General features: G+C 64.8%; 20 protein-coding genes and 2 tRNA genes. 5 read left to right on the forward strand and 17 right to left on the reverse strand.

Features of this window, described 5'->3' with window-relative positions; translation table 11 throughout:
• Positions 1-31: 31 nt before the first annotated feature.
• From H5V43_RS00490 to H5V43_RS00545, 12 genes are all read right to left on the reverse strand, one after another.
• Entirely contained in the window at positions 32-1,780 is a 1,749-nt protein-coding gene (locus H5V43_RS00490) for a DEAD/DEAH box helicase (RefSeq protein ID WP_025550852.1), read from the reverse strand.
• A gap of 360 nt (positions 1,781-2,140) precedes the next feature.
• The gene (gene rplA / locus H5V43_RS00495; protein WP_044661677.1) at positions 2,141-2,839 is read right to left on the reverse strand and encodes a 50S ribosomal protein L1; all 699 of its coding nucleotides are present in this window, start codon (positions 2,837-2,839) and stop codon (positions 2,141-2,143) included.
• A 4-nt stretch (positions 2,840-2,843) separates the two neighbouring features.
• Positions 2,844-3,275 (reverse strand): 50S ribosomal protein L11, encoded by a 432-nt coding sequence (rplK, locus tag H5V43_RS00500; RefSeq protein WP_013040886.1) that lies wholly within the window; start codon positions 3,273-3,275, stop codon positions 2,844-2,846.
• A gap of 187 nt (positions 3,276-3,462) precedes the next feature.
• Complete coding sequence (gene nusG / locus H5V43_RS00505; protein ID WP_007683610.1) at positions 3,463-3,999, reverse strand: transcription termination/antitermination protein NusG; 537 nt, start codon at positions 3,997-3,999, stop codon at positions 3,463-3,465.
• A 29-nt stretch (positions 4,000-4,028) separates the two neighbouring features.
• Positions 4,029-4,235, reverse strand: a complete 207-nt coding sequence (gene secE, locus H5V43_RS00510; RefSeq protein ID WP_025550848.1) for a preprotein translocase subunit SecE — start codon at positions 4,233-4,235, stop codon at positions 4,029-4,031.
• A gap of 170 nt (positions 4,236-4,405) precedes the next feature.
• Positions 4,406-4,481, reverse strand: a tRNA-Trp gene (locus H5V43_RS00515).
• Positions 4,482-4,650: 169 nt separating this feature from the next.
• Positions 4,651-5,874, reverse strand: coding sequence for a dihydroorotase (locus tag H5V43_RS00520; protein ID WP_099186198.1), 1,224 nt, complete (start codon positions 5,872-5,874; stop codon positions 4,651-4,653).
• A gap of 169 nt (positions 5,875-6,043) precedes the next feature.
• Positions 6,044-7,054 carry an aspartate carbamoyltransferase catalytic subunit gene (locus tag H5V43_RS00525; protein WP_025550847.1) on the reverse strand — a complete coding sequence of 337 codons (1,011 nt, stop codon included), beginning with the start codon at positions 7,052-7,054 and terminating at the stop codon, positions 6,044-6,046.
• A 64-nt stretch (positions 7,055-7,118) separates the two neighbouring features.
• Positions 7,119-8,729: a phytoene desaturase family protein gene (locus tag H5V43_RS00530; protein ID WP_025550846.1), complete on the reverse strand. Its 1,611-nt coding sequence runs from the start codon at positions 8,727-8,729 to the stop codon at positions 7,119-7,121.
• A complete protein-coding gene (locus H5V43_RS00535; protein WP_373886285.1) occupies positions 8,726-9,898 on the reverse strand; it encodes an aromatic ring-hydroxylating oxygenase subunit alpha in 1,173 nt (390 codons plus the stop codon). The genes H5V43_RS00530 and H5V43_RS00535 overlap by 4 nt, the downstream gene beginning before the upstream one ends.
• A gap of 69 nt (positions 9,899-9,967) precedes the next feature.
• Positions 9,968-10,483: a phosphoribosyltransferase gene (locus H5V43_RS00540; protein WP_025550842.1), complete on the reverse strand. Its 516-nt coding sequence runs from the start codon at positions 10,481-10,483 to the stop codon at positions 9,968-9,970.
• A 4-nt stretch (positions 10,484-10,487) separates the two neighbouring features.
• Positions 10,488-11,477 (reverse strand): bile acid:sodium symporter family protein, encoded by a 990-nt coding sequence (locus H5V43_RS00545; protein WP_025550840.1) that lies wholly within the window; start codon positions 11,475-11,477, stop codon positions 10,488-10,490.
• A 138-nt stretch (positions 11,478-11,615) separates the two neighbouring features.
• On the opposite strand from H5V43_RS00545, the gene H5V43_RS00550 reads away from it, so the two are divergent.
• The gene (locus H5V43_RS00550; RefSeq protein ID WP_025550838.1) at positions 11,616-12,371 is read left to right on the forward strand and encodes an enoyl-CoA hydratase-related protein; all 756 of its coding nucleotides are present in this window, start codon (positions 11,616-11,618) and stop codon (positions 12,369-12,371) included.
• A gap of 171 nt (positions 12,372-12,542) precedes the next feature.
• Here H5V43_RS00550 and H5V43_RS00555 read toward each other — a convergent pair whose 3' ends face one another.
• From H5V43_RS00555 to H5V43_RS00565, 3 genes are all read right to left on the reverse strand, one after another.
• Entirely contained in the window at positions 12,543-13,427 is an 885-nt protein-coding gene (locus tag H5V43_RS00555; RefSeq protein ID WP_025550836.1) for a DMT family transporter, read from the reverse strand.
• Between the two features lie 106 nt (positions 13,428-13,533).
• Positions 13,534-13,848, reverse strand: coding sequence for a hypothetical protein (locus tag H5V43_RS00560; RefSeq protein ID WP_099186197.1), 315 nt, complete (start codon positions 13,846-13,848; stop codon positions 13,534-13,536).
• A 74-nt stretch (positions 13,849-13,922) separates the two neighbouring features.
• Entirely contained in the window at positions 13,923-14,444 is a 522-nt protein-coding gene (locus tag H5V43_RS00565; protein ID WP_025550834.1) for a MarR family winged helix-turn-helix transcriptional regulator, read from the reverse strand.
• Positions 14,445-14,572: 128 nt separating this feature from the next.
• On the opposite strand from H5V43_RS00565, the gene H5V43_RS00570 reads away from it, so the two are divergent.
• From H5V43_RS00570 to H5V43_RS00580, 3 genes are all read left to right on the forward strand, one after another.
• Positions 14,573-14,647: transfer RNA gene (locus H5V43_RS00570), tRNA-Gln, on the forward strand.
• A gap of 163 nt (positions 14,648-14,810) precedes the next feature.
• Entirely contained in the window at positions 14,811-16,052 is a 1,242-nt protein-coding gene (locus H5V43_RS00575; protein ID WP_128830839.1) for a tyrosine-type recombinase/integrase, read from the forward strand.
• A gap of 696 nt (positions 16,053-16,748) precedes the next feature.
• A complete protein-coding gene (locus H5V43_RS00580) occupies positions 16,749-17,057 on the forward strand; it encodes a helix-turn-helix transcriptional regulator (RefSeq protein WP_193666720.1) in 309 nt (102 codons plus the stop codon).
• Here H5V43_RS00580 and H5V43_RS00585 read toward each other — a convergent pair.
• Together H5V43_RS00585 and H5V43_RS00590 are read right to left on the reverse strand one after the other, a co-directional pair.
• On the reverse strand, positions 17,008-18,087 hold the full coding sequence (locus tag H5V43_RS00585; RefSeq protein WP_025552325.1) for an IS630 family transposase: 1,080 nt from the start codon (positions 18,085-18,087) through the stop codon (positions 17,008-17,010). The genes H5V43_RS00580 and H5V43_RS00585 overlap by 50 nt on opposite strands.
• A gap of 335 nt (positions 18,088-18,422) precedes the next feature.
• Positions 18,423-18,641 (reverse strand): hypothetical protein, encoded by a 219-nt coding sequence (locus H5V43_RS00590; RefSeq protein WP_025552276.1) that lies wholly within the window; start codon positions 18,639-18,641, stop codon positions 18,423-18,425.
• A gap of 309 nt (positions 18,642-18,950) precedes the next feature.
• Between H5V43_RS00590 and H5V43_RS00595 the strand changes: the two genes are divergently transcribed.
• Positions 18,951-19,955: an HWE histidine kinase domain-containing protein gene (locus H5V43_RS00595; RefSeq protein ID WP_025552278.1), complete on the forward strand. Its 1,005-nt coding sequence runs from the start codon at positions 18,951-18,953 to the stop codon at positions 19,953-19,955.

Here is a 19,955-nt window from a genome sequence, read left to right on the forward strand (position 1 = left end):
ATGCATGAAGGGCTGCCCGGCTCCCGCCCGGTCAACCGCGGGGCTTGCGGGGGCCAGCCTTGCGCGGGCCGCCCTTGAACGGCCGCGCGCCATAGGCGGGCCTGGGGCCGTGCCCTTCATTGGGGCGACCCTTGCCGCGCGGGCCGCCGTCGCGCCGGTTTTCGCGCGCCATTTCGCGGGGCTTGCCCTCGATCTGCTCGATCGCGACTTCGGCGCCCTCGTCGCTGGCCTGGCCGGTGCGTTTCACCGCGCCGACGAACTTCGCCGCGATGGCGGAAGGGATTTCGAACATCGTTTCATTGGCGGCGATGCGGATCGCGCCGATCTCCTGCCGCGACACATGGCCGCGGCGGCAGATGAGCGGCAATATCCAGCGCGGATCGGCATTCTGGTTGCGGCCGATGTCCATGCGGAACCAGACCGTATCCTCAAACCCCGGACGCGGTCCGTCGCGGCGGGCGGGCGCTTCGCTGGCGTCCAGCAGCTCCTCCGGCGCGGGAAGGGCGGCGCGGGCGCTCTTGACCAGCATGGCGGCGATTTCCTTGGGCGATTTTTCGGCCAGCAGTTCGGCGCCCAGCGCCCAGTCCTGCTCGTCCAGCTCGGCGCGTTCCATCAGCTTCTCGCGCAGGCGGGCATTGTCCTGTTCCTGTATCGCTTCCCGGCTGGGCGGGGTGCCCCATTCGACGGGGATCTTCGCGCCGCGCAGCATGGATTCGACCCGGCGGCGGCGCGGATAGGGGACGATCAGCACGGCCGTCCCCTTCTTGCCGGCGCGGCCGGTGCGGCCGGAGCGGTGCTGCATCGTTTCCGCGTCGCGCGGGATTTCGACATGGACGACGAGGCTGAGATTGGGGAGGTCGATGCCGCGCGCCGCGACGTCGGTCGCGACGCAGACGCGGGCGCGGCGGTCGCGCAGGGCCTGCAGCGCGTGGTTGCGCTCATTCTGGCTGTGTTCGCCCGACAGCGCCACCGCCGCGAAGCCGCGCTCCGTCAGGCTGGCGTGGAGGTGGCGGACGTTGTCGCGGGTTGCGCAGAAGAGGATCGCCGTTTCCGCCTCATGATAGCGCAGCAGGTTGACCACCGCGTTTTCGATGTCGGCGGGGGCGACGGTGACGGCCTGATAGCTGATGTCGCCATGGCCGCGCTCGTCGCTGACGGTGGAGATGCGCAGCGCGTCCTTCTGGTAGCGCCTGGCCAGCGCCACGATCGGCTTGGGCATGGTGGCGGAGAAAAGGAGCGTGCGGCGGCCTTCGGGCGCGCCGTCGAGGATTTCTTCCAGATCCTCGCGGAAGCCCATGTCGAGCATTTCGTCGGCTTCATCGAGCACCACCGTCCTGATCGCCGACAGGTCGAGCGCGCCGCGTTCGAGATGGTCGCGCAGGCGGCCCGGCGTGCCGACGACGATGTGCGCGCCGTGGGAAAGCGCGCGGCGTTCCTTGGCGGCGTCCATGCCGCCGACGCAGGTGGTGATGCGGGCGCGCGCCTCGCCATAGAGCCATTCCAGTTCGCGCGCGACCTGAAGCGCCAGTTCGCGGGTCGGCGCGATGGCGAGGGCCAGCGGCTGGGCGGCGACGGGCAGGCGGTTCTGTTCGCCCAGCAGTTCGGCGGCCATGGCGAGGCCGAAGGCGACCGTCTTGCCCGATCCGGTCTGCGCCGAGACGATGAGGTCGCGGCCTTCGGCTTGCGCCTGGGTGACTTCGGCCTGGACCGGGGTCAGGCTTTCATAGCCCTTTCGCGTCAGCGCGTCGGACAGGAGGGTGGGGAGATGTTCGAAAGACATTATATTTTCCATCGGTAAAGCGACCCGCCATTCCCGACGGATACGAAGGTGACCTCAATGCGCTCCGGGGGTTTTTGGAGCCGGGGTGCAAGGTCATGCACCCCGAAGTTCACACCGTTGCCGGGCGAGTCCGCCCAAGGTCACGGTGTCTGGTGATCGCGTTATAACATGCATGCCTGTCCTCCGTTCGCCCTGAGCTTGTCGAAGGGGCTTTTTTCTTTCCTTCAGGAAAAGAAGAGGGCTTCGACAGGCTCAGCCCGAACGGGTGAGAGGGCGTTTCATGGTGCCAAGTCTCTAAAAAGCGAAAGCCTCCTTCCCCGCATGGAGGAAGGAGGCTCCCCTATCTGTTTGTGCGTCGGATCAGGCCGAAGCGACTTCCGCCACGTCGACCTTCACGCCCGGGCCCATCGAGGACGACAGGGCGATCTTGCGGACGTACTTGCCCTTCGAACCCGACGGCTTCGCCTTGACGATGGCGTCGACGAAGGCGTCGAAATTCCTGCGCAGGTCTTCGGCCGAGAAGCTCGCCTTGCCGAGGCCGGCATGGATGATGCCCGCCTTTTCGACGCGGAATTCGATCTGGCCGCCCTTGGCGGCCTTGACCGCTTCGGCGACGTTCGGGGTGACGGTGCCCAGCTTCGGGTTCGGCATCAGGCCCTTGGGGCCCAGAACCTTGCCCAGGCGACCGACCAGACCCATCATGTCGGGGGTGGCGATCACGCGCTGGAAGTCGATATTGCCCGCCTGGATCGATTCGAGCAGGTCTTCGGCGCCCACCACGTCGGCGCCGGCGGCGGTCGCGGCTTCAGCCTTGTCGCCGCGGGCGAACACGGCGACGCGGACGTCCTTGCCGGTGCCGGCGGGGAGGGTCACGACGCCACGGACCATCTGGTCGGCGTGACGCGGATCGACGCCCAGGTTGATCGCGATTTCGACGCTTTCGTCGAACTTGGCGGTCGCATGGGTCTTGATCAGGCCCAGCGCCTCATCGACGCCGTGCAGCTTTTCGCGGTCAACGGCAGCGGCCAGGGCCTTCGCCTTCTTCGTCAGCTTTGCCATGGTCTTAGCCCTCCACCACTTCGAGGCCCATCGCGCGGGCGGAGCCTTCGATGATCTTCGTCGCTGCGTCGATGTCGTTCGCGTTCAGGTCGGCCATCTTGGCCTGCGCGATTTCGGCGAGCTGCGAGCGCTTGATCTTTCCGGCGGAAACCTTGCCCGGCTCCTTCGAGCCCGACTTCAGGTTGACGGCCTTCTTGATCAGGTAGGTGGCGGGCGGCTGCTTCGTGACGAAGCTGAACGAACGGTCCGCATAGACGGTGATGATGGTCGGCAGCGGGGTGCCCTTTTCCATCTTTTCCGTCGAGGCGTTGAACGCCTTGCAGAATTCCATGATGTTCACACCGCGCTGACCCAGCGCCGGACCGATCGGCGGCGAGGGGTTGGCGGCTCCAGCGGGCACCTGGAGCTTGATATAGCCCGTAATCTTCTTGGCCATTGTCACTCACTCTGTTGCTGGGCGTGCCCGAAGGCGCGCCCGGTTCAAGTTTAGCGGTATTGACGGATCACCGGAGCGATCCTCCCGCACTTTCCCTTGTCGTCATGCCAGCGGAAGCTGGCATCTCAGGCCGCAAGGGAACGGCCTGGGGCACGAGATCCCAGCTTTCGCTGGGATCTCGTGAAAATCACTTCGACAGTTCGACCTGTTCGAAGTCCAGTTCGACCGGAGTGGCGCGGCCGAAGATCGACACCGACACCTTGACCCGGTTCTTTTCGAAATCCAGTTCCTCGACCGTGCCGTTGAAGCTGGCGAAGGGGCCGTCCAGCACCTTGACGCTGTCGCCGATTTCGTAATCGACGTTGATCTTGTGCTTGGGCGCGGCTTCGGCGGCCTTCTGCGCGCCGAAATAGCGGGCGGCCTCCGCCTCGCTGATGGCCTGCGGCTTGCCGCTGGACCCCAGGAAACCCGTCACCTTCGGCGTGTTCTTGACGAGATGGTAGATGTCGTCGTTCATCGCCAGCTTGGCGAGGACATAGCCGGGCATGAACTTGCGCTCGACCTGCACCTTCTTGCCGCGCTTCACCTCCGTCACGGTCTCGGTGGGGACTTCCACCTGCTCGACCAGCTGGGAGAGGCCCATGCGCTCGGCTTCGGACAGGATCGATTCCTTGACCTTGTTCTCGAAGCCCGAATAGGCGTGGATGATGTACCAGCGCGCCATGTTATCCTGTCAAACTCCCAGTTTCGTCGTCAGGCCTGTCCGGCGGCGAACGCCAGCAGCCACTGGACGATCGCGCCGAAGAAGGTGTCGATGCCGAAGAAGAACAGGCCCAACAGCGAGGTCATGATGACCACCATCACGCCGGTCATGATCGTTTCGCGGCCCGTGGGCCACACGATCTTCGACGCTTCGGTCTTCACCTGATTGACGAATTCGCCCGGAGAAACCTTCGCCATCGCCCGCACCAAATCCTTCCAACAAACACCAAAGCGCGAAGCAACAGTCCGCCCTCCCGATCCCGCCCTGTTCGGCGTCCGGGGGTGCGGCCGCGCTCCGCGACCCATGCTTCGTCAAGCACAGCTAGCCGCGAACCCCCGATATTTCAAGGTTTCGCGGCCAGTTCGCTTGGCAGGAGTGGAGGGACTCGAACCCCCGGCATTCGGTTTTGGAGACCGACGCTCTACCAACTGAGCTACACTCCTGCACTGGCCGGGGCCAGCGAAGGAGGGCGCTTTAGCGTGGCCCGCCGGGGAGAGCAAGCGGGAAAACCGAGAGCATGTTCCGATTGGATGGAATCGGAACATGCCCTCGATTTTCCCTGCCTGCGGTGATTTCCGAACCTTGGAATGGGCCATTTCACTGGAGATCGCCCTAGAGGAAATTTCCCCCCTTCATGATCCTGCGCACGCGGCCCTGCACGGGCATGCGGTCGAACGGCGTGTTTCCGGCCTGGGCGGCCATCTTCCCCGAATCCACGATCCACGGCGCGTCCGGATCGATGAAGATCAGGTCGGCGGCGCTGCCTGCCGCGAAGCTGCCGCCGTTGACGCCCAATATCCTTGCCGGATTGGCGCTGAGCAGGGTCATCAGCCGGTTGAGCGTCACATGCCCGTCCCGCACCAGGTTGAGCGACAGGGCGAGCAGCGTTTCCGCGCCGGCCATGCCGGGGGCGGCGTCCGCGAAGGGCAGGCGCTTGTCCTCCGGCCCGCGGGGGTCGTGGCTGGACGTGATGACGTCGACGGTGCCGTCCGCGACCGCTTCGATCGCGGCCTTCCGGTCGTCCTCTGACCGCAGCGGCGGAGAGAGGCGCGCGAAGGTGCGGAAATCCGTCACCGCATTGTCGGAGAGGAAGAGATAGGCCGGGCTGATGCCGCAGGTGATCCTGAGGCCATCCGCCCTGGCCGCGCGGATCAGGTCGAAACCCGCCCGGGTCGTCACCAGCCGGAAATGGATCGCGCCGCCGGTCACCCGCGCCAGCATGATGTCGCGGGCGATGGCCATCGCTTCGGCGCAGGCGGGCGCGTGGGGCAGGCCGAGCCGCGTCGCCGTTTCGCCGCTGGTCGCCACGGCCTTGCCCGCAAGGCCGCTATCCTCCGCATGGGTGATGACGGTGAGGCCAAGGCCCGAGGCATAGGACAGCACGCGCATCATCACGCCGGAATCGGCGATCCACTGGCGTCCGGTGCCGACCGCCTTCGCCCCTGCGGCCTGCATCATGCCGATCTCCGCCAGCTCGGCCCCCTTCAGGCCGCGGGTGGCCGCCGCGATGGGGTGGACCCAGAAGTCGGGCTTGCCCGCCCGCGTCGCCTGGCGGATGAGGCCGGCATCGTCCAGCGGGGAGGATTGATCGGGCATCAGCGCGGCACGGGTGATGCCGCCGAAGTGGAAGGCCGGCTTGTCGGTGGCGAAGACGCCGAGGTCGACGAGGCCGGGCGCGACGACGAGGCCGTTTGCGTCGATGGTTTCGGCATCTTGCGGCACGGTGATGTCGCCGGTTGCGAGGATGCGGTCATCCTCGATCAGGATGACGCCGGTGGCGAGGTCATTGCCTGCGGGGTCGGCCAGCTTTCCGTTGATGATGGCGAGTTTGGTCATTTCGGATTCACCTTGCGGCCAATGCCGTCAATCCCCCTGCCTTGCGTTTTGGGATGGGGCGGGAGATGGGTCCCCGCCTTCGCGGGGATGACGGGTGAGGGGGCGGGGATGACTGAGGAGCGGGCGGACGTGGCGAAGGAACGGGCGGGGATGACGAGAGAGGGGCTCGTCATGCCCAACCCTCCACGCCGCGCGCGCCTCTGGTCAGCACGTCCAGGCAGGCCATGCGGATGGCGACGCCCATTTCCACCTGTTCCGTGATGGCGGAGCGTTGCGGGTGATCGGCGACGACGCTGGCGATCTCCACGCCCCGGTTCATCGGGCCGGGGTGCATCACCAGCGCGTCGGGTCTGGCGATGGCCAGCCGTTCCGGCGTCAGTCCGTAGAGCATGTGATATTCGCGCGGGGAGGGGATGAAGGCGCCGTCCATCCGTTCATTCTGGAGCCGCAGCATCATGACGACGTCCGCGCCCTCCAGCCCTTCGTCCATGCGGGTGTAGGGCGTCGCGCCCAGCATCTCGACCTCCGGCGGCATCAGCGTCGGCGGGGCGACGGCGCGGACCTGCGCGCCGAGGGCCGCGAGGCAGAGCATGTTCGAGCGCGCCACCCGGCTGTGCAGCACGTCGCCGCAGATCGCGACGATCAGCCCTTCGAACCCGCCCTTGCGCCGGCGGATGGTGAGGGCGTCGAGCAGGGCCTGGGTCGGATGCTGGTGCCAGCCGTCGCCCGCGTTCAGCACCGGGCAGTCGACCTTGTCCGCGATCAGCGCGACCGCGCCCGAACTGGCGTGGCGGATGACGATCACGTCGGCGGCCATGGCGTTGAGCGTCATGGCGGTGTCGATCAGCGTCTCGCCCTTCTTCACGCTGGACTGGCCGGCATGCATGTTGACGACGTCGGCGCCCAGGCGCTTGCCCGCGATCTCGAAGGACAGCAGCGTGCGCGTGCTGTTTTCGAAAAAGGCGTTGATCTGGGTCATGCCGGCGAGCCGGTCGTCATGCTTGCGCGCGCCGCCCCGGTTGCTCCTGGCCCAATGTTCCGCCTCATCGAGGAGAAAGCGGATTTCCCATGGCTTGAGGTCCGCGATGGAGAGCAGATGCCGATGCGGGAACAGCGCCCGGCCGGTCAGGTCGCCCCCTTCAAGATCGGACTGGGTGGAGGAAACGGGGATGTCGGGCATGAGCCGACGCTTTAGGCGAGGGTGGGGAAGAGGGCAAGTATGCTCCCCTTCCTGCGAGGCAGGTTCAGCCCCGTCCGAGCCAGCGGCCCAGCAGCGCGCCGTCCTTCATCACCTCCCGCGCGGCATTGTGGCCGGGCGCGCCGGTCACGCCGCCGCCCGGATGGGTGCCCGCGCCGCACATGTAGAGGCCCTTCAGGGGTCCGCGATAGGCGCCGTGGCCCAGGACCGGTCGCGCCGCCCAGAGCTGGTCCAGGGTCATGTTGCCATGCATGATGTCGCCGCCGACCAGCCCGAATTTCCGTTCGAGGTCGAGCGGGGAGAGAATGTCCCGCGCGATCACCGATCGGGCGAAGCCGGGCGCATGGGCGTCGACCGTGGCGACGATGCGATCCGCCGCCGCCTCCCGCTCATCGTCCCAACGGCGTCCGTCGGGCAGGACCGGCGCGAATTGCTGGCAGAAGAGGCTGGCCACATGGCAGCCGGCCGGGGCGAGGCTTTCGTCCACGGTCGAGGGGATCAGCATCTCCACGATCGGCTCGCGCGACCAGCCTTCGCGCTTCGCGTCCATATAGGCGCGGTCCATATAGTCGAGCGTGGGCGCGATGATGATGCCCGACTGGTGATGTTCGCCCATGCCGGGCAGGCAGGTGAAGTCGGGCAGGGACGACAGCGCGACATTCATGCGGAAGGTGCCCGACGCCGTTTTGAACCCGCGGATGCGCCTCAGGAAATCCGGCGGCAGGTCGGCGGGGTCCATCAGCCGCTCGTAGAGCAGTTTCGGCCCCACATTGGCGATGACGGCCCTGCCCATCACCTCCTCGCCGCTTTCCAGCCGGACGCCCACGGCGCGCGCGCCGTCGACCAGCACGGATGCGACCGGCGCCTCCAGGCTGATTTCCACGCCGAGGCCGCGCACCACCTGCGCCATGATCCGGGTGATCGTGCCCATGCCGCCGACGCTGTGGCCCCAGGCGCCCTTCTTCCCGTTCACCTCCCCGAAGACATGGTGCAGCAGCACATAGGCGCTGCCCGGCGCGTCGGGGGAGGCATAGTTGCCCACGATCGCGTCGAAGCCGAAGGCGGCCTTCACCGCCTCGCTCTCGAACCAGCCGTCGAGGAAGCCGCGTGCCGAGCGGGTGAACAGTTCCAGCACGTCGCGCTGCTGTTCCAGCGTCAGGCTGCCCATCCGCCGTCCCTGCCGGAGCGCGGCGGCGATCATCGCCAGCCCGTCGCCCGCATTGGGCGGCGCCTTCAGCGTCATGTCGCGCAGCAGGTCCGCCACCACCTCCAGCGCGTCATAATAGGCGGGGAGGGTGGCGGCGTCTTTCTGGCTGAACTTCGCGAATTCCGCCTGCGTCCGCTCCAGCCCGCCGCCCAGCTTCAGATAGCGGCCGTCCGGCTGGGGGAAGAAATTGCTGATCGGCCGTTCGAGCACGCGATAGCCATGTTCGGCCAGCCGCATGTCGCTTATCACCTTGGGGTGGAGCAGGCTGACCGTGTAGCTTGCCACCGAATTGCGGAAGCCGGGGTGGAACTCCTCCGTCACGGCGGCGCCGCCGGCGATGGCGCGCCGTTCCAGTATCCGCACCCGGTACCCCGCCCGCGCCAGATAGAAGGCGCAGACCAGCCCGTTATGCCCGCCGCCGATGATGACCGCGTCATAGGCCCCGGTCATGCCGCCCGGCTCCATCCCGGGGCCGGGGCGCGATGCAGCCGCGCCTGCGGAATGATCCGTCGCATCCGCGCGCAGAAATGGCGGAGCGCCACCTCCTGCGTCGACAGGGGGCCGACGGTGAAGCTGTCCGAGGAAAGGCCCGCCTGCACCCGGTCCAGCAGGGCGCTGTCCTCCGCATTCACCCGCCGGTTGATCCGCCAGTTGAGGTAGCGGGCGGCCTTCATTTCCCGCCGCTCGTCAGGAATCGCATAGGGAACCTCCCGGATCAGCGATCGGGTGGGGGACAGCGGCAGCCACTGCATGAAGTCCACCTGGTCGGGATATATGTCGAAGGCGATATTGGGCCACAGCCTGAAATAGGTCCAAAGCCGCTGCCGCTCATCCCCCAGATGCGGTATGCGCGGCAGGAAATGCTGATAGGCCCGCTCGGACGGGTTGGAGGAGGGCTGGCGGAGGATCGGCCCGCACATCCGGTCGGCATGGGCGCCGGTTTCCACCCGATAGCCCTCCCCCATCAGGCGCCGCAGTCCGGGATGCGCGACCGCGATATGCAGCCCGTCCGAATAATTGTCCCCGATGACCTTCCAGTTCACCGCGCGGGGCCGCAGCGTCATGCGCCCCATGGCCCTCAAGTCCGCGAAGCGATAGGCCGCGATCTCCTGACCATGGGGCGCCATCATCTCCGCTACGCGGGGGCCGCCGTCATCCTCCAGCCTGACGAAGAGAAAGCCGTGGAAATCCTCGACCTCCACGGCGTGGAGCCCATGGCGGGCGGGGTCGAAGTCGTAGCCGGCCTTCAGCGGCACCCCGGTCAGGCGGCCCCGGTCGTCATAGGTCCAGCCATGATAGGGGCAGGTGAGCTTCCTGGCGCAGCCCGCGGCGGCGTCCACGATCCGCGCGCCGCGATGGCGGCAGACATTGGCGAAGGCGCGGATGACGCCGTCCCCGCCCCGGATCAGGATGACGCTTTCCCCGATATAGTCCAGCGTGCGGAAATCGCCGGGAGCGGGAATGTCGCTTTCATGCGCCACGATCTGCCAGGAGGGGCGGAATATCCGGCGCAGCTCCAGCTCGAAAAATTCGGGATCGCGATAGGTCCATGCCGGCAGGCTCCATGCCGCGTCCGGGTCCGTCAGTTGCCCGCCTTCCTCCACTATCCCGCGCCCCACCCCAGCCGATAGATTTTACGTATGTATAACAACCTCGTTTTTCCGGCAATGGCGGCGGTCGGACCTGTCCTAAGCCGTTCTTTCCGGCACCTCGCCCCAGTCGGCCAATATGCTGTCCCGGCTGGCCACCGCCTCCCACGGAAAGACGAACCAGTCCTTCGTCGCGTCCCGGTCGATCGTTTCCGCGCGATAGTCCACCGTGGCGGCGGACCGGATATTGTCGATCAGGACCGCGAAGCGCACCCCTGCGGCGGGAGCGGGCGCCAGGGCATTGCGCACGGCATTGATCGTCCGTCCGCTGTCGTTGATGTCGTCGACGAACAGCAGCGTTTCGCCTGTCGCTGCGCGCTGCGCCAGGCCGGCCAGCAGCGCCTCTCCGAAATCGGGCAGCTTCGCCGACAGGTCGACCGACAGCATGGCGAGGCCGGTCGCATGGCTGAGATAGGTGGCGGGCACCAGGCCGCCGCGTCCGATGCCCACCAGATAATCGGGCCGCCATTGCGACGCCGCCAGGGCGCGGGCCAGCGCATCGATCTGGGCCAGGAACGCATCCATGGTGACGGGGGTCAGGATCGGCTGGCCCATCGCGTCAGCCCGCCGCCGCCAGACGGGTTTCGGCATCCGCCGCCGCGCCGTAGCGGCGGGCGAGGAAGGCGCAGGCCATCAACTGTATCTGGTGGAACAGCATGACCGGCAGCAGGATCGGCCCCACCGCACTGGCGGGGAACAGCACCCCGGCGATGGGCACGCCCGACGCCAGGCTTTTCTTCGATCCGCAGAATTGCAGCACGATCGCGTCCTCCCGCGACAGGCCGAGCAGCCGTCCCAGCAGGAAGGTGAAGACCAGCACGACGACCAGCATGGCGATGCAGATCGCGGCCAGCAGCAGCAATTCGCCGCGCGACACCTTCTGCCACAATCCTTCCACCACCGCCGCGCTGAAGGCGGAATAGACCACCAGCAGGATCGATCCGCGATCCACCCGCCCCAGCATCGCCTTGTGCCGGCTGACGAAGCCGCCGATCCATGGCCGGGACAGGTGGCCGATGACGAAGGGCAGCAGCAGTTGCAGCACGATGTCCTCGACCGAGGAGAGCGAGATCAGGCCGCCCGTCCCGTTCTTCTCCATCGTCAGCGCGACCAGCAGCGGCGTCAGGACGATGCCCAGCAGGTTGGAGAAGGATGCGCTGACCACCGCCGCCGCGACATTGCCCCGCGCAATGGCGGTGAAGGCGATCGAGGATTGCACCGTGGAGGGCAGCAGCGTCAGGAACAGCAGCCCCGCCCGCATCGAAGGCGGGATCGCCGCCGCCTGCTGAGTCGCCAGGCCGATCAGGGGAAAGACCGCGAAGGTCGTTCCCAGGGTCGCCAGATGCAGTTTCCAGGCCCGGGCGCCATTCCAGATCGCCTCCCGCGACAGCTTGGCGCCGTGCAGGAAGAAAAGCAGGACGATGCCCGCATCGGCGGCCGCCCCGGCCAGGCCGGCGGCTTCCCCGCGGGCGGGCAGCAGGGAGGCGAGCGCCACCGTGCCGATCAGCAGCAGCAGGAAGGGGTCCAGTATCTCGCGCAGGCGTTGCATGGGTCGCCTTTAGGCAGGATGGACGGAAAAGGATAGACGCGCTCGTGCCGATGCGCCAACAGTCGCGACGAACCAAGAGGCCCGCGACACCGGCGACATCCGTGACAAGGGCGGAAGAACAGCAAGGAGACTCCGGTCGTGAGCGAAGGGATAGCCATTGTCGAAAATCAGGGCGTCGTCGAAATCCACATCGACCGGCCGGAAAAGAAGAATGCGCTGACCGCCGACATGTACCGCACCATGACCGCCGCGCTGGCCGACGCATCCGCGCGGGACGGGATCGGCGCCGTGCTGTTCGCGGGCAAGGGCGACGCCTTCTGCGCGGGGAACGACCTTAAGGATTTCATGTCCGGTCCGCAGGGCGGGGAGGCGGCCTTCGCCTTCATCCGCGCCATCGCCGCCTTCGACAAGCCGGTGGTCGCCGCCGTGCAGGGTCTGGCCGTGGGGGTGGGGACGACCATGCTGTTCCATTGCGACCTGGTCTATGCGAGCCCCGACGTGCGGTTCATCATGCCCTTCGTCAATCTGGGGATCGTGCCGGAGGCGGGCTCCAGCCTGCTGGCGCCGGCCATATTGGGCTATGCCAAGGCGGCGTCGATGCTGCTTCTGGGCGAGCCGATGGATGCGCAGACCGCCGACCATGCGGGTTTCGTCACGGCGATCGTCCCGGCAGACGCGCTGCTGGACCATGCCCGGCAGAAGGCGGCGTTGCTGATGACCAAGCCGCCCCAGGCGCTTGCCGCGACGCGCCGGCTGATGAAGGGCGACCCGGCGGCGCTGAACCAGCGGATCGAGGAGGAGGCGCGCCTGTTCCAGCAGACGATGCAATCCGCCGAGGCGCAGGAGGCGTTCGCCGCCTTCTTCGAGAAGCGCGCGCCGGTGTTCCGCCGCTAGAGCGCGCTGCGTTAGATCCTGCGCAGGCCGTGCGCTCCAAGCTTTTGTTGTCGCATCGTGCGCAAAACCGGTTCCCACTTTTGCGCACGATGCTCTTAGTGTCCCGCCGCTGTGGCGGGTTCCTCTATGGCTGCATCGGATCGGCTGCGGGTCGGCTGCTCCCGGCGCGCTCTAAGGCTTGCCGAAGCGGATTTCGCTGACGATGACGGCGGCGACCACCAGCGCGCCGCCCAGCAGGGCGCTGGCGGGCAGGCGGTCGCCCGCGATCCAGCCGATCAGGCCCGCCCAGACGGGCTCTCCGGCATAGATCAGCGTTGCACGGGTGGCCGACACGCTGCGCTGCGCCCAGTTCATCACCAGCTGGATCAGCGCCGTCATCAGGCCCAGCCCGCAGGCCGACAGCATGACGATCCAGTTGATGGGCGGGACGGCCTCTCCGGCCGGAACCATGCAGGCGAAGGCGAGCAGGGACGTCACCGCCAACTGGATGAACGTCACCCGCGCCACATCGACGCGGCCCGCCCAGAGGCTGATGAAGATGATCTCCAGCGCGATGGCGAGCGTGCTGATGAGCGTCAGCGCCTCCCCCCGGCCGAGCGACAGCCCGTCCCGCGGCGCGGCGATCAGCAGCAGGCCGGCGAAGGCCAGCGCCACGCCGATCCAGCTTGCGAGGCGCGGCCGCCTGCGCAGGACGATCCATTGCAGGATGGGGACCAGCGGCACATAGGCCGCCGTGATGAAGGCGGAGGTGCTGCTGGGGATCGTCCGCAGGCCCCAGGTCTGGAGCGTATAGCCGGTGAAGATGCCGCAGCCGATCATCGTCCCCGCCAGCCATTCCCGCCGCGTGACGCCGCGCAAGACCGGCAGGGCGAGGGGGAGGGCGATCAGGGCGGCGGTGCCGAAGCGCAGTCCGACGAAGAACAGCGGTCCGCTGTGCCGCATCGCCTGATGCACGATCAGGAAGGTGCCGCCCCACAGCAGGGTGATGCCGATCAGCGCCAGTTCCGGGCGCCCGATCATCAGCCGGGAGGGGGTTTCGGGTGCGGCGCCGTGCATGCCGTCGCTGGTGCTGCGGATGGCCGCTCAGGTCAAGCGCCGCTCCCGTCCGGTCGGCAGGGCGCGGCGTTTTTCCGATCCCTTTCCCCAGTTCTTTTCCGTGCCGTCAGTCGTTGCGGATGTCGTTGCCCGCGCGTTCCATCGCCGCGCCGACATCCCGCTTCGCTTCGCGCGCCTCCCGCTCCGCATCGCGGGAGGCATTGTCCATGGCCGCGCCGAGGCGGCCGGAACCTTCGTCTATCGCATTGCCCGCCTCGTCCAGGCCCCGTTCGATCCTGTCGCCCGCCCGGTCGACCGTATTGCCGACGTCGCTGCCGATCGCGGAGCCGGCATTTTCCAGATTGTCGGCCGCCTTTTCCGAACAGGCCGATGCGCCGAGGACGGTCAGCGCCGACATGGCGGTCAGGAATGATGTGCGCATGGGTTCACCCTTATCTTGCCTTCAACAAAGAGCAGATAAGCGCCCCTGCGGCGATAAGGTTGCGTAACGATCCTTCACCGGCCGCGCAGGCCGAACACCATGGACCGGTCCTGATCGGGAATCAGCCCCTCCAGCACGCGCCAGAAGCCGGTGACGGAGCCCTGCCCCGCCTGGGCATAGGCGGCGGCCATCTTTTCCCGCAGGGCGCGGAACAGCTCCGCCTCCAGCGCGACGCCGGCCGGGCTCAGCCGCAGCAATTTCTGCCGCCGGTCGCTGGCGCCTTGCCGGGTTTCGATATAACCCTGCTCGATCAGGTCGTTGAGCACGCGGCCCAGCGACTGCTTGGTGATGGCGAGCAGGCGCAGCAGGTCCTTGACGGTCAGGTCGGGCTGGCGCGAGATGAAATAGAGGGCGCGGTGATGCGCCCGGCCCAGCCCCTGCGCGGCGAGCCCTTCGTCGATCGAGCGGGTCAGCGCGGAATAGCCGAAATAGAGCATCTCTATGCCGCGCCGGATCTCATCCTCGCGCAGGAAAAGCGGTGAAGCGGGCGCGATCTGGGATGTCGGGACGGGGGATGGGGAATGGGGCGCGGACATGCCGGTCGGTTCCAGGCTGAGAGGAAAGGGCGCGCGCATATTGGCGGTTCCGGAAAATAATGACTAGGCTTTCCTTTCGCGCAACAGGCGCTATATGGCGATCCGCGCCGGCGATGTCCGGGCGATGCTGGGGCGTAGCCAAGCGGTAAGGCAGCGGTTTTTGGTACCGCCATGCGCAGGTTCGAATCCTGCCGCCCCAGCCAGCTGAATCCTCTAGATTTGGCCCTTGTTTCAGTGACTTACAGCAGTATCGCTCCGCCACGAAGCTGGACCAGGCTTGCCTCGACAAGTCTGATTTGGACGCCTGTTGTATCATGATTTGTATCATGATTTTTGTCTGTAGGGGCCGGCAAAGGATGTCGGTGAATGACTCGCAAGCCCTTGTTTACTCCTTCGATGATTGACGCGTTGACCGGAGGCGCGCTCAAAGATCCATTGACGCCCGGGCTCTCGATTGAATTGCTCTCGAGCGGCAAAAAGGTGTGGAGATATGCCCGGCGCATCTCGGCGGGTGGGGCATTGCTCCGGCGAAGCCTGGGCAATTACCCTGCGTTCAATATTCCAGAAGCGAGAGCGTGGGCCTGCGCTCTCAATCAACAGGTGGAGGCAGGCGTCGATCCGCGTCACGCTGAACAGGAAGAGCGGCGGCGGGCCACGATGACGGTAAGCCGGGCGCATGCGATATATATGGAAGCTGTCCAGCAAGGACGCGCTTCTCGCGCCAAAAGGAGAAACAAACCACGAACGATTTCTGACAAGAAAACAATGTTTCAACGCGACATAGAGCCATCGTTGGGCAGCAAGATCATCTACGACGTAAGTGAAACCGAACTGATCAGTCTTGTCGAGCGCAAGGGCAAGACAGCTCCAGTGCGAGCCAACAGAGTAGCAGCGGAACTCAAGGTGTTCTTCGGATGGGCCGCTTCGCTCCGTGGCAGGGAAGTCGGGCTGGAGCATGACCCGGCCCGGCGGCTTGGCGACCTCCGATTTGTCGAGACTCCTCGATCGCGGAAGCTGGGGCTGGACGAGCTTGAGTGGTTCCTCCGCGGCCTTGCGGAAGAGCGGCGTGATATTCGGCGAGGCATGTTGCTCTGGCTTTTGACTGCAACCCGATTTTCGGAACTCGTGTGGGCGAAGTCATCAGAATTGGAGGGTGGGGTATGGACCATCCCTGCAGAACGCTCGAAGAATCATCAGGCCCACCGCATTGCGCTTGGGCCGTGGGGCCAGGCCTTGTTCCGATCAGAAGGCGAGTGGGTTTTTCCTGCCGACAAGGTTGAAGGCCCCAGAACACAAGGCTGGTATGAAGCGCGGGACCGTATCTTGCAGCGCATGAGCAAGATCGCAGGTAAGCCAGTCGCCCGGTTCACGCCGCATGATTTTCGCAGGACAGCGCGATCGAACACAAAGCGACTGAATGTCGACTACGAAACGGCGGAGGCGATGCTCAATCACATGAAAACGGGGTTGGAACGGATCTATGACCGATATGATCTGGAAGAAGAAAAGCGACGGTGGTTCTTGATGTGGGAAACAGAAATTGTGCAACTTGCGCGCCGAGCCGGTGTCGCAGGCCTACTAGATGCTCCCAATGAAGGCTACGTTTGAGAATTGACCCTTCATCGTCGGCGGCATCGACACGGCCAAGACGGAATCGCGATACATAAGGGAGGGTGTGTAGGGGTTCGATTTCCCTCGGATCCACCATTTCCCTTTGATTTCATTGGATGATTCCCCCCCTGGTGGGGTTTGGCCTAAGTTGGGGCCCAATTCCAGCGCGACGCATTTTGCCCGAGCATCTGCGATCTTCCAGCCGATGATAGCGCACATCGCGTTGTCCATGCACCGTGGCCAGTGTTCTCGATGTGCTTGGGAACACCTGCGATTAGGCGCATGAGAATTGGGAATGTTCCAAAGGCGGCTGGTCCGTGTCGTTCTCCGGCTTCGGTAAAAATATTTGTGGGAGAGGGGCGCATTGAAGGCGCCTTAGGTGTCAGCCTTTTGGGAATGTAAGGGTTGCTTCCTTTTCGGTCCATTTCGGCTTGCCGTAAATGTTGCCGGATCGGTGGCCGCCAGAGAGGTGGGGCGCCTAATCCCACGGCGTCATTTTAGCTGCCTCTGGAATTGAAGGGGCGCCGTTATGGCGGAGCGAGCTTGAGCGTGCGTGGCGAATCTGCAGGAGCCGAAAACGTAGCGATTGGTGTATATGCCATTGGTTCGGGAGCAGTGACCTCCGCGACGGTCCGAGGTCCGCGACGACCACCGCGTCTGGCTCCCTGGCAGGTTAGCTTGGCAAAGAGCCTTATGCGCCAACGGCTGGCGTCCACGGTTGCAATTGCCGATATAGCTATGAACTGCCGCCTGTCAGTCGGTTACTTCGAGCGGGCGTTCGCGAACTCCGTGGGAATTTCCCCCTATGCTTGGCTGCTGGAGCAGCGAGTCGCGCAGGCTAAAGCTTTCCTGTGCATCCCTGCCATCCCGATAGTGCGCATTGCGTTGGATTGTGGGTTCACGGACCAAGCTCATTTCACCAACACCTTCTCGCGCAAAGTGGGCATGACTCCTAGTGGATTGATTCCAACGTTTGGTGCCCGCGCCGAACGGCAGCGATGATATTGTCGGGATGAGCCTTCCAGACGAACGGGCGCGGTTCTTGGTTATGCTCGGTGATAAAGCGGTTGATGGCAGCCTGTAGGTCGACGACGGAGTGGAAGACGCCGTTTTTCAGGCGCCTCCTGGTCAGCTTGGCGAAGAAGCCTTCGACGGCATTGAGCCATGAGCACGAGGTCGGCACGAAGTGGAAGGTCCAGCGCGGACGTCTGGCCAGCCAGGCGCGGACCTTGGGCTGCTTGTGGGTCGCATAATTGTCGAGGATGACGTGGACGGCCTTGTCGGCCGGCAGTTCGGCTTCGACGGCGTTGAGGAACCGGATGAACTCCTGATGCCGGTGGCGCTGCATGTTGCGGCCGATCACCGAGCCGTCGAGGATATTGAGCGCGGCGAACAGGGTGGTGGTGCCGTTGCGCTTGTAATCGTGCGTCATGGTCGCCCCGCGGCCACGCTTCAGCGGCAGCCCCGGCTGCGTGCGATCGAGTGCCTGGATTTGGCTCTTTTCGTCAACCGACAGCACGATGGCGTGAGCCGGCGGCGAGACATAAAGCCCGACGACGTCGTGAAGCTTTTTGGCAAAGGCTTTGTCATTGGACAGCTTGAAGCTGCGCCAGCGGTGGGGAGCAAGGCCGTGGTCGTGCCAGATCTTCACGACCGAGGACGCGGCGATGCCAACTGCCTTGGCCATCGCGCGAACCGTCCAGTGCGTCGCTTCGTGAGCAGGCGGCTCCAGCGTCAACGCCACGACCTTGTCGACCAGCACGGCGTCGAGCGGCGCGATGCCCGGTGGCCGGGTCTTGTCGCGCAGCAAGCCCTCGACCCCCTCGGCCATGAAGCGTTCCTGCCAGCGCCACACGCAAGTCTTGGACTTGGCGGTGGCCGCCATGATCGCATTGGTTCCGAGACCCTGATCGGTCAGGAGAATGATCCGCGCTCGCCAAGCGTGCTTCTGCGGCGAGCTCCGCGCCGCAGCGATAGCCTCAAGCCGAGCCCTGTCCGAGGCCGTGACGGAAATGCTGATACCAGTACGCATTCCGCAGTGTCGCACGCCGCATCAGCGTCGGGAATCCCCAATAAGACTCGTCCGTTCCGATCAATCCACTAGACCGTTTGTTTCCGTCATTTCGAGATGGCATTATTTTGAGGACAGAAGGGGCGGCGCGGAGCCATCGGCTTAGCGCAGGGAAGCCCCTACCGTAAGGAAGGTCGAGCGACGGACGAAGGATTCGACTCGGATCCATCGGATCAGCAGCGGGCCACCTCAAGTGTGATTTTGCGTCAGGCACTGGTGGATAGGGGACGGTCGGCTATTGGCTTCAGACGATGGCTTGCGGATAGATTATGGACCGAATTTGCAAGATTTATGGGTTAGAAGCCGCCGAGTTTTTTCTGAACGGTGGAACAGTTCCGGCTCTTTACAACTTCCTTGTCGTAAATTTGAGTGGCCTCAGCTTCCGTTGCAACCTCCCAGGTTTCCCGCGTCCTAAGCGAGCGGATCAGGAAGACTTCCTCGGCAAAAGACGAACGCTGAAATAGCTGCACGCCTTCTTCCTGCTTTAATAGCCTCTTTATATCCACCACAGCCAACCTTGCGTTTTGCGCCCCTCATCAACGCTTCATGCAGCGGAAGCGTTGCGTCAAGCCATGCGGGGATAAACGTCTGCGATGATCCTCTACCCAGAGCACGCGACCATCGGATAGCGGTCGCCTGCCGCTGGGCAGCTTTCCAACCCTGAACCCGACCAGCAGGTTATCGGCGGTGCGATGTTATTCGCAGGCGATGAACGACGATGCTGTGTCTCGGTCTCGTTGTGGAGACACTAATCTGCGTAGCGAACATGCTCACGCCACCCGATCGATATTGTCTAATCCGTATTTCGGTGCGAAACACACTCTATGAACACCGACGATCTCTACCGCCTTCTTCGGACCAACCACGCCCAAGCGCAGGGCATCGTGGATACGGTGACCGAGCCGCTTCTCGTCTTGGACGCCAGTCTCTGCGTTCAAGCTGCGAGCCGGTCGTTCTTCAAAACGTTCGGGGTCAGCAGTTATGAGACAATCGGTCAGCCCATTTACGATCTGGGCAATGGCCAGTGGAATATCCCCGAGCTACGCCACCTGCTTGAGGAGGTGATCCCGAAGGCGACCGCGATCATCAATTACCAAGTGGAGCACGATTTTCCCTCCCTCGGCAAAAGAACGATGCTGCTGACCGCGCGCACCTTACATCAGCCGGATGGGGGCAGCCGTTCCATGTTGGTGTCCATCATGGACGCTACCGATCAGCATCGGCGGGATGTCGCCAAGGACCTGCTCTTTGGCGAACTCCGCCACCGCATGAAAAACTTGCTCGGAATAATACAATCGTTGGCCAGTCTCACAACGACAGAAGGCCGAACGGCTGAGGAATACCGTCACGCTCTTCTAGGGCGGCTTGCCGCCTTGATCGAGGCCGAGAACCTCGCCTTCGCGGAACAAGAAGATAGTGGCTTCGAGGAACTGCTAGGTAGGATATTCGCGCCCTTTTCAGCAAATCCCCATGCGGTCGTTATAGAGCCGGGCGAACCTGTGGTGCTGGCTCCGCACACGATCATGTCGTTGGGCCTCATCATGCATGAGATGGCAACAAACGCTGTGAAATACGGGGTGCTGTCGGTGCCGACCGGCCAAGTTCGGGTCAGTTGGCTGGTGGAGGATGGCGGTAAGATGCTAAGGATCAAGTGGACCGAAAGCGGCGGCCCTCCAGTGGCCACCCCAGCGGCCAGCGGCTATGGAACCCGCCTCATCCAATCGGCGGCAGCTTACAACCTGCACGGACAGGTGGAACTGGAATATGCCATCGACGGTTTAAAAGCCGAGATCGTCATTCCGCTGGGGAGTGCCTCTCCCGAAGACTGA

It is taken from the genome of Sphingobium fuliginis (assembly GCF_015074805.1).
Taxonomy (GTDB): domain Bacteria; phylum Pseudomonadota; class Alphaproteobacteria; order Sphingomonadales; family Sphingomonadaceae; genus Sphingobium; species Sphingobium fuliginis.